Raw genomic sequence first — 9,768 nt, forward strand, 5'->3', positions numbered from 1 at the left:
GCCGCTGAGGCCGAGCGCCGCGGCCAGCGTCAGGAGGGACACCGGGACGATGATCCGGTAGCCGATGCGCCGGTTCGCACGGTCGGACAGCAGCGTAGAGATCACCTCGCCCTCGGCGTGCGCGCGGGCGACCAGTCCGCCGCGGGTGTAAGGCACCAGGGCCTCCACCTCGACGGCGGGCCGCGGCAGCTCGCTGTCGATGAGCGCGAGCAGTTCCTCGATGCCCTGGCCCGTACGGGCCGAGACGGCGATGGAGTGGCGCTCGATGCGCAGCAGGCGCTGCAGGACCAGCGGGTCCGCGGCGTCGGCCTTGTTGATCACCACGATCTCGGGCACGTTGACCGCGCCGACCTCGCGGATGACCTCGCGGACCGCCGCCAGCTGCTCCTCCGGCGCCGGGTGCGCGCCGTCCACGATGTGCAGGATGAGGTCGGAGTCGCCGACCTCCTCCATCGTGGAGCGGAACGCCTCGACGAGGTGGTGGGGCAGGTGCCGGACGAAGCCCACGGTGTCGGCCAGGGTGTACACCCGGCCGGACGGGGTCTCGGCGCGGCGCACGGTCGGGTCGAGGGTGGCGAACAGCGCGTTCTCCACCAGGACGCCCGCGCCGGTGAGGCGGTTGAGCAGGGAGGACTTGCCGGCGTTGGTGTAGCCGGCGATGGCGACCGAGGGCACCTTGTTGCGGCGCCGTTCCTGCCGCTTGATGTCGCGGCCGGTCTTCATCTCGGCGATCTCCCGGCGCATCTTCGCCATCTTCTCGCGGATGCGGCGCCGGTCGGTCTCGATCTTGGTCTCACCGGGGCCTCGGGTGGCCATGCCGCCACCGCCGCCGCCGCCCATCTGCCGGGACAGCGACTGACCCCAGCCGCGCAGACGGGGCAGCATGTACTGCATCTGCGCGAGGGCGACCTGCGCCTTGCCCTCTCGGGACTTGGCGTGCTGGGCGAAGATGTCGAGGATCAGGGCGGTCCGGTCGACGACCTTGACCTTGACGACGTCTTCGAGGGCGATGAGCTGGCCGGGGCTGAGCTCGCCGTCGCAGACGACGGTGTCGGCACCGCTCTCCATCACGATGTCGCGCAGCTCGCGGGCCTTGCCGGAACCGATGAAGGTGGCCGGGTCGGGCTTGTCGCGGCGCTGCATCACGCCGTCGAGTACGAGGGCGCCCGCGGTCTCGGCGAGGGCGGCGAGCTCCGCGAGGGAGTTCTCCGCGTCCTGGACCGTGCCGGAGGTCCAGACACCGACGAGGACGACGCGCTCCAGGCGGAGCTGCCGGTACTCGACCTCGGTGACGTCCTCGAGCTCGGTGGACAGACCGGCCACGCGGCGCAGGGCCGCGCGCTCGGAGCGGTCGAACTGGTCGCCGTCCCGGTCTCCGTCGATCGCGTGGCTCCAGGCGACGTCCTCTTCCATCAGGGCATCGGCCCGAAGGCTCTCGGTGAAGCTCTGCGGGTCCCGCACGTCCTGCGCGTCCCGCGGGTCCTGGGAAGGGGAAGAAGAGGAGGTCATTGGATCCTTACGTCGATTCGTTAGCGTGCGCGCCGGCTAGGGCCAAAGGTACCGCCGTGCGTGACTCACTCTGTCACGTCCAACGCCGGACCCCGTCCGGGGATTCCCGGACCGCCTCGTCGTCGGCCTCATCGATGGTGACATGCCCCTTCCCGGCCCGTCATACCGTTTTTCCGGGCGCCGTCTTCCCGGCCGCCGGGGCGCTCCAGTCCGGGTGGCCGGGCATGGGCGGGGTCTTCTCGCCGTACAGCCAGGGGCGGAGGAAGGCCGAGAGGTCGCGTCCGGCCTCCTGCGAGGCCAGGCGTACGAAGTCCTCGGTGCCGGCGGTCGCGTCCTTGTGCTCCGCCACCCAGCGCCGCTCGACGCGGTCGAAGGCGGCGGTGCCGATCTCCTCCCGCAGGGCGTAGAGGATCAGCGCCGACCCGTCGTAGACCACCGGCCGGAAGAGTCCGATCTTCTGGCCGGGGGCGGCGGCCTTCGGGGCCGCCGGGGGGCCGCCGGCGGCCCGCCACTGGTCGGAGCGCTGGTACGCCTCGCGCATGCGCCGCTCCAGGGAGTACTTGCCGAGCCCGTCCGCGTAGAGGGCCTCGTACCAGGTGGCGTGTCCCTCGTTGAGCCACAGGTCGGACCAGGTGCGCGGGGTGACGCTGTCGCCGAACCACTGGTGGGCCAGCTCATGGACCATGATCGCCTCGACGTACCACTCGGGGTAGCCCTCCTTCTCCCCCGCGAAGAGGCCGTTCTCGAAGAGCGAGAGGGTCTGCGTCTCCAGCTCGAAGCCGGTGCGGGCCCGGGCGATCAGGACTCCGTAGTTCTCGAAGGGGTAGCGGCCGACCCGGTCCTCCATCCACGCGATGTGCCCGGGGGTCTTGCGCAGCCAGGGTTCGAGCCGCTCCCGGTCGGCGGCCGGCACCACGTCGCGCACCGGCAGTCCGTGCGGCCCGGTGCGGTGCAGGACGGCGGAGCGGCCGATGGAGACCTGGGCCAGTTCGGTGGCCATCGGGTGCAGGGTCCGGTAGGTCCACTGGGTGGCGCCGCCGGCGCGGGCGGCCGGGAGGGCGCCGGGGAGGCCGTTGGCCACGGCCGTGTAGCCCTCGGGGACGGTGACCCGGAAGGTGAAGTACGCCTTGTCGGCCGGGTGGTCGTTGCAGGGGAAGACCCGGTGCGCGGCGTCGGCCTGGTTGGCCATGGCCAGGCCGTCCTCGGTGGTGACCCAGCCGCCGTCGGCGGAGCCGCGCGGGTCGCTGGTGTGCCGGACGGTGATCCGCAGCGGCGTGTTCGCGGCGATGGGGTGGGCGGGGGTCAGGACGAGGTCCTCCCCGGCGCTCTCGAACCGCGCGGGCTCGCCGTTGACCTCGGCGGAGGCCACCGTACCGTGGGTGAAGTCCAGGTTGACCCGCTCCAGCGGGGCGAGGGCCCGGGCCTCCAGGGTGGTCACCGCGTCGAGGGGGCTGCGGTTGTCCTTGTACGTGAGGGACAGGTCGTACGAGAGGACGTCGTACCCGGGGTTGCCGAGCTCGGGGAAGAGCCGGTCGCCGATGCCGAGCGGCTTCGGCGGGGGCAGCACGGCGGCGACGAGGGTGAGGGAGGCCGCGGCGAGCAGGGCGGCGCGCAGGCGGGGGGAGGAGAGCTGCATCCACCACCGCTTATCAGCGCCCGCCGCGGGCCCGCGCGCGGCGCGCGACGGATCCACCCGAACGAGACTCCCCCGGCGGCCCCCCGCCCCCGGTCCCCCTCAGACCCGGCCGACGTCGTAGACGCCGGGCACGTCCCGCATGGCCCGCATCAGGCCGGGCAGCACCGAGGCGTCGGGCAGCTGGAGGGTGTAGCTGTGCCGGACCCGCTGCTCCACGGGCGGCTCCACGGTGGCGGAGACCACCTCGACCCCCTGGCGGGCGATGGCCTCGGTCAGGTCGGCCAGCAGGTGCGGGCGGCCGAACGATTCGGCGAGCAGGGTGACCCGGCAGTCGGCGGTGGCCCGCCAGTGCACGGCGACGGAGGTGCGGCCGAGGGAGCGCATCTGGGCCACGGCCGGGCAGTGGACGCGGTGCACGGTGACGGCCCCGCCGCGGACGACGAACCCGGCGACCGCGTCGGGCGGTACGGGGGTGCAGCAGCCGGCGAGGCGCACGTGGGCGTCGGGGAGGTCGGCGACGGCGTTGCCCCCGCCGCCGCGCAGCCCGGGCACCGAGAGGGGGGCGCGGGGGGCCGCGGTGGCGGGTACGGGCCCGTCGGGGTGGGCCTGGAGCCAGCCGCTGATGGCGATCCGGGCGGCCGGGGTCCTGGCGTGGCCCAGCCAGTCGGCGGCGGGCCCGGAGGAGGCGTCCTGGGCGAGCAGGAGCTGGACGGTGTCCCCGTCGGAGAGGGTGGCGGAGAGGGAGGTGAGGCGCCCGTTGACGCGGGCGCCGATACAGCCGTGGGCCGCCTCGCCGTGCTGGGCGTAGGCGGCGTCGATACAGCTGGCCCCGGCGGGCAGGGCCAGGGTGCCGCCGTCGGCGCGGTAGACGGTGATCTCGCGGTCCTGGGCGAGCTCGGCGCGCAGCCCGGTCCAGAAGGTGTCGGCGTCGGGCGCGGACTGCTGCCAGTCGAGGAGCCGGGAGAGCCAGCCGGGGCGGGTGGGGTCGATGCGCTCGTCCTCGCTGTCGGCGCTCTCGCCGGTGGCGTAGGGGTTGCCGAGGGCGACCACGCCGGCCTCGGCGACGCGGTGCATCTGCCGGGTGCGGACGATGACTTCGGCGACGTACCCCTCGGGGACGGCGACGGCGGTGTGCAGCGACTGGTAGAGGTTGAACTTCGGGACGGCGATGAAGTCCTTGAACTCCGAGATGACCGGGGTGAAGCAGGTGTGGAGCTCGCCGAGGACCGCGTAGCAGTCGGCGTTCTCGCCGACGAGGACGAGGATGCGGCCGAAGTCGGGGCCGCGCAGTTCGCCCCGGGTGCGGGAGATGCGGTGGACGGAGACGAAGTGCCGGGGGCGGACGAGCACCTCGGCGGCGATGCCGGCTTCGCGCAGGACGGTGCGTACGGACTCGGCGATGGCGAGGAGTGGGTCGTCCTCGCCGGTGTGGGAGGTGATGAGCGCGCGGGTGCGCTCGTACTCCTCGGGGTGCAGGATCGCGAAGACGAGGTCTTCCAGCTCGGTCTTGAGGGCCTGGACGCCGAGGCGTTCGGCGAGCGGGATCAGGACGTCGCGGGTGACCTTGGCGATGCGGGCCTGTTTCTCGGGGCGCATCACGCCGAGGGTGCGCATGTTGTGCAGCCGGTCGGCGAGTTTGATGGACATGACGCGGACGTCGTTGCCGGTGGCGACGAGCATCTTGCGGAAGGTCTCGGGTTCGGCGGCGGCGCCGTAGTCGATCTTCTCGACCTTGGTGACGCCGTCGACGATGAAGGCGACCTCGTCGCCGAACTCGGCGCGGACCTGATCGAGGGTCACCTCGGTGTCCTCGACGGTGTCGTGCAGCAGGGAGGCCGTCAGGGTGGTGGTCTCGGCGCCGAGTTCGGCCAGGATGAGGGTGACGGCGAGGGGGTGCGTGATGTACGGCTCGCCGCTCTTGCGCATCTGGCCGCGGTGCGAGGACTCCGCCAGGAGGTACGCACGGCGCAGGATGGACAGGTCCGCGTCCGGGTGGTGGGCGCGGTGCGCTTCTGCTACGTGTCCGATGGCGTCCGGGAGCCGGTCCCGGGACGCGGGCCCGAGCAGGGCGGCTCGGCCCAGGCGGCGCAGATCGAGCCGGGTCCGGCCACGTCTGCGCAGCTCAGGGCGCACTTCAGCATGTGCTTCGGGGTTCGTGGCCTCTGCACTCATGGGCACCTCCGGCGGCTTCGACCGGCGGTGGTGGGCATGGGGTGAGCCCTCAGGGCCGGTGCCTGATGTTACCGACCCCACCACGTGGCGCAGTCCGCCTCTCGCTCAGCGTGAAACGGATCACCCATGAGAGGGAATCTTCAGGCGAAAGCCGTTTCGGTGAGCCAGTCCGCTTCGAACTCGCCGGCGGCCACGATGACGGCCGGTCCGGTCATGTCGATGCGACCGTCGGGGTGTTCGGTGATGACGAGGGTACCGCCGGGAAGGTCGACCGTGTACGAGACGGGCACACCGGTGACCGCGGGGTCGGCTCCGTCACGGCGGATGGCGGCCACGGCGACGGCGCAGGCGCCGGTTCCGCAGGAGCGGGTCTCGCCGGAACCGCGCTCGTGGACGCGCATGGCGACGTGCCGCGGGCCGCGGTCGACGACGAACTCGACGTTGACCCCGGTGGGGTAGGCCGAGGCGGGGCTGAAGGGCGGGGGGCTGTACAGGTCGCCGGCGTCGTCGAGGCTTTCAACGAACGCGACGGCGTGCGGGTTCCCCATGTTCACGTTCCGCGCGGGCCAGGAGCGCTCGCCGACGGAGACGGTGACCTCTCCCCCGGGCAGCAGGGCGCTGCCCATGGAGACGGTGACGTCGCCCGTCTTGGAGAGGTGGACCTGCTTGACCCCGCCCCGGGTGGCGACCGCGAAGTCGCCGGGCTCGACGTGTCCCGCGTGGTGGAGGTAGCGGGCGAAGACGCGTACGCCGTTGCCGCACATCTCGGCGACGGAGCCGTCGCTGTTGCGGTAGTCCATGAACCACTCGGCCTCGTCGGCCAGGTGCGCGGCCTCGGGGTGGGCGGCGGAGCGCACGACGTGCAGCACACCGTCCGCCCCGATGCCGGCCCGGCGGTCGCACAGGGCGGCGACGGCGGTGGGCGGCAGTTCGACGGCGTTGTCCGGGTCGGGGACGATCACGAAGTCGTTCTCGGTCCCGTGGCCCTTGAGGAAGGGGAGGGTGGTGTGCGTCACGAGCCCATGGTACCGAGCGGGGCGCCGCCCCGGCCGGTGGGTTCGGCATGCGGTCAGCGGGCGGTCAGGGCGGCATCGGCGCCGGTCAGCGCAGCCGGGCCACCCGGTAGACGGCCAGTGCGACGACGACCAGCGCGACCAGCGCGTACAGCGCGGCGATCCGCCAGTCGGGGCGGCGGCTCCCGCCCCGGGGCGGGAGCCCGGGCCAGGAGTAGCCGACGCGGCGGGCGGCCATCATGCCCCAGCCGCCCGCGCAGGAGCTGATGAGGAAGCCGAGCATGGCGACGACGGCGCCGCCGTCGCCGAACTCGAAGGCGAGCGGGAAGGCGAACATCAGGGAGCCGGCGGCGGCCAGCATCACGATGGGGGCGATCTGCCAGATGCGCAGCCTGCGCTGCGGGCGCAGCTCGACCTCGACGGCGGGGCCGGCCGCGGCCTCGGTGCCGGGCTCGGGGGCGTCGGGGCCGTCGGTGGTCAGCCGCGCCGGGTCGGCGGGCAGGCCGAGTCCGTCGGGGCCGTCCGGGCCGCCGGGGGCTCCGGGCGCGCCGGGGCCCGCGGGCTCGCCGGCCGGCGCGGGGAGGACGGACGGGTTCACGTCCGCTTCCCGCCCGGTGTCGTCCCGCCCGGTGTCTCGCCGAGGGCCGGCCTCCATAGCCACGCGCCCTCCCCACTTCGGACTCCGCACGCCACTGTTCAGAAGTTTGATGATGGCACGGTCCCGGGCCCGCGACGGGCGCTCGGGGCGTCCCGATGCCATCACGTGATCAGGCTGTGACCGCTCGTTCGACCAACGACTGCGCGAGTCGGGGGAGTTCCGCCCGGTCGGCGGCGGCTCCGCTGAGCCAGTGGACACGGGGGTCGCGGCGGAACCAGGAGTCCTGGCGGCGGGCGAAGCGCTTGGTGGCCCGTACGGTCTCGGCCCGGGCCTCGTCCTCGGTGCACCCGCCGGCGAGGGCGGTCAGTACCTGCTGGTAGCCCAGGGCCCGGGAGGCGGTGACGCCCTCGCGCAGGCCCCGCGCCTCCAGGGCGCGGACCTCGTCGACCAGTCCGGCCTCCCACATGCGGTCGACGCGCGTCGCGATGCGCTCGTCGAGCTCGGGGCGGGCCACGTCGACGCCGATCTGGACGGTGTCGTAGACCGACTCGTGGCCGGGCAGGTTGGCGGTGAAGGGCTTGCCGGTGATCTCGATCACTTCGAGCGCCCGGACGATGCGGCGGGAGTTGCCGGGCAGGATCGCGGCGGCGGCGGCCGGGTCGGCGGCGGCGAGGCGGGCGTGCAGGACTCCGGGGCCGTGCAGGGCGGCCTCCGCCTCCAGCCGGGCGCGGACCTCGGGGTCGGTGCCGGGGAACTCCATGGCGTCGAGGGCGCCGCGGACGTAGAGGCCGGACCCGCCGACGAGGACCGGGGTGCGGCCCTGGGCGAGGAGCTTGTCGATCTCGGCGCGGGCGAGCCGCTGGTACTCGGCGACGCTGGCGGTCTCGGTGACGTCCCAGACGTCGAGGAGGTGGTGGGGGACGCCGCCGCGCTCGTCCATCGTCAGCTTGGCGGTGCCGATGTCCATCCCCCGGTAGAGCTGCATGGAGTCGGCGTTGACGACCTCGCCGTCGAAATGGCGGGCCAGGGCGACGCCCAGGTCGGACTTTCCGGCCGCGGTGGGACCGACGACGGCGATGACCCGCGGGGCGGGAGCTGCATTCCTCACCGACACAGTCTCGCAGCCCCCGGTCAAGACACCGGCATGTACCCGATCGGGTGAGGTGACGGGGGGTGTCCGGGGTCGTTGCCCTGAAGAGGTTCCGGCCCGGCGTGCGCCTGGCGCGCATCTGGTGGAGGCCGGTCCGGCCACAGCGGAACTTCACCCGCACGAGTAACGTTATGGGAGTAGACATGGGCGTTTTTGACCGGATTTTTCGCCGTAAGGACGAGGCAGTGACCGAGCAGGTCGCCGCCGAGGCCGCCCCGGCGGAGACGCCGGCCGCGGAGACCGGCCCGGCCGATGGGGCCGGGGAGGCCGAGGCGGCTGCGACCGGGGCTCCCGCGGCGGAGGCCGCCGTGGAGATCCCGAAGCAGCAGTCGGCGGAGGTCGCGGCGGACAGCGAGACCGGCGAGGGCGCCCGCACGTAGCCACCGCTCCCCCGGCCCGGTCCGGGGGGACACCAGGAAGGTGACCCATGGGCCTGCTCGACAATCTCAAGGCCAAGCTCGCCCCGGCCAAGGACAAGGTCGGCGACCTCGCGCAGAAGCACGAGGGCAAGATCGGCGAGGGCCTGGACAAGGTGGCCAAGGTCGTGGACTCCAAGACCCATGGCAAGTACAGCGACCGGATCACGACCGGTACGGACAAGGCGAAGGACGCCCTGGGCAAGGTCGCGCACAAGGACACCCCCGGCGGGCCGACGCCGCCGGCGGCTTCCTGAGGCAGGGCGCCGCGCCGAGCGGCGCGGCGGGATCAAGGGGCGTGGGACCGGCGGTCCCGCGCCCCTTCGCCGTACGCCGTCACGCCCGGGAGCGGGCGGGAGCGGGCGGGGTTCAGGACCAGGCGGCCACGAAGTAGCCGACCCCGTAGGGGGCGTCCTCGTACAGCAGCCGCCCGCCCAGGCCCGCGCCCTCGGCCGCGCCCGCGAGCACCTGCCAGGGGGCCCGCCCGGCGGCCTGGAGCTCGGCGGCGAGTACGGGGTCCAGCGCGGCCAGCGCGCCGGTGTCGGCGGCGCCGAGGGCCAGGCCGGCGGCGGCGTCGAAGGCGGCGGCGCGGTCGTCGAGGTAGCCGGGGGCCTTCAGGGTGCGGCAGGCGCTGCCGTCGCCCATGACCAGCAGCGCGACCCGTTCGTCGGCGGCGGCGAGCTCCCGGCCGGTCTCCAGGCAGCGTCCGGCCTCCAGGGAGGCGGCGACGGCGAGCCCCTCGACGGGGGCGGCGCCCCACCGCGCGCGGCCGAGCAGCCAGGCGCCCATGGCGAGGGAGGCGGGCAGCAGCCGCGGCCCCTCCTCGCCCTCGCCGAGCCGGACCTCGGCGTCGGCGCCGAAGCCGTGGAAGCCGCCCCGGGAACCCTGCGGGTAAGCCCCCTCGTGGTCGGCGTCGGCGCTGCCGACCACGACCAGCACGTCGGGCCGGGAGGCGGCCAGCACGGCGAGCGCGTCGGAGCAGGCGGTACGGGCCGCGTCGAGCTCGGCGGCGGCGCCCGCGGCGACCTCCGGCACGAGGAGCGGCGGGGCGGGGCAGACGGCGGCGGCTACGAGCATGATCCGCAGCCTAGGCGCTGTCGTGCCGATCGGGCCAGACGTCCCGGCGCGGCGGGCCGTGGGGCCGCCGCGCCGGTGCCGTGCCGGTGCCGGAGGGGTCCCGGGATGCTCCTATAGACGTCAAGCCGCTGGAGTGAGGTCGGTTTGAGTGATTCGTTCGGTCGGTGCGGTGGTCAGAGCGTGGTAGACCTCGCGGG

General features: G+C 73.8%; 9 protein-coding genes. 2 read left to right on the forward strand and 7 right to left on the reverse strand.

The window, feature by feature from the left end:
* From hflX to miaA, 6 genes are all read right to left on the reverse strand, one after another.
* The coding region (gene hflX / locus AB0O29_RS32435; RefSeq protein WP_365158946.1) for a GTPase HflX at positions 1-1,509 on the reverse strand (1,509 nt) is incomplete at its 3' end.
* A 160-nt stretch (positions 1,510-1,669) separates the two neighbouring features.
* Positions 1,670-3,145, reverse strand: a complete 1,476-nt coding sequence (locus tag AB0O29_RS32440) for a M1 family metallopeptidase (RefSeq protein WP_365158949.1) — start codon at positions 3,143-3,145, stop codon at positions 1,670-1,672.
* Positions 3,146-3,244: 99 nt separating this feature from the next.
* Positions 3,245-5,317 (reverse strand): HD domain-containing protein, encoded by a 2,073-nt coding sequence (locus tag AB0O29_RS32445; RefSeq protein WP_365158952.1) that lies wholly within the window; start codon positions 5,315-5,317, stop codon positions 3,245-3,247.
* Positions 5,318-5,457: 140 nt separating this feature from the next.
* Positions 5,458-6,333, reverse strand: a complete 876-nt coding sequence (gene dapF / locus AB0O29_RS32450) for a diaminopimelate epimerase (protein WP_365158955.1) — start codon at positions 6,331-6,333, stop codon at positions 5,458-5,460.
* 85 nt (positions 6,334-6,418) lie between these two features.
* The gene (locus AB0O29_RS32455) at positions 6,419-6,985 is read right to left on the reverse strand and encodes a hypothetical protein (protein ID WP_365158967.1); all 567 of its coding nucleotides are present in this window, start codon (positions 6,983-6,985) and stop codon (positions 6,419-6,421) included.
* Between the two features lie 112 nt (positions 6,986-7,097).
* Entirely contained in the window at positions 7,098-8,036 is a 939-nt protein-coding gene (miaA, locus tag AB0O29_RS32460; protein ID WP_365158956.1) for a tRNA (adenosine(37)-N6)-dimethylallyltransferase MiaA, read from the reverse strand.
* A gap of 185 nt (positions 8,037-8,221) precedes the next feature.
* On the opposite strand from miaA, the gene AB0O29_RS32465 reads away from it, so the two are divergent.
* Entirely contained in the window at positions 8,222-8,458 is a 237-nt protein-coding gene (locus AB0O29_RS32465) for a hypothetical protein (protein WP_365158958.1), read from the forward strand.
* A 47-nt stretch (positions 8,459-8,505) separates the two neighbouring features.
* Complete coding sequence (locus AB0O29_RS32470) at positions 8,506-8,751, forward strand: antitoxin (RefSeq protein WP_365158961.1); 246 nt, start codon at positions 8,506-8,508, stop codon at positions 8,749-8,751.
* Positions 8,752-8,863: 112 nt separating this feature from the next.
* Here the strand turns inward: AB0O29_RS32470 and AB0O29_RS32475 are convergent, their stop codons facing one another.
* Entirely contained in the window at positions 8,864-9,571 is a 708-nt protein-coding gene (locus AB0O29_RS32475; protein WP_365158964.1) for a hypothetical protein, read from the reverse strand.
* Between the last annotated feature and the right edge of the window lie 197 nt (positions 9,572-9,768).

The sequence above is a fragment of the Streptomyces sp. NPDC089915 genome (assembly GCF_040684675.1).
Classification (GTDB): Bacteria; Actinomycetota; Actinomycetes; order Streptomycetales; family Streptomycetaceae; genus Streptomyces.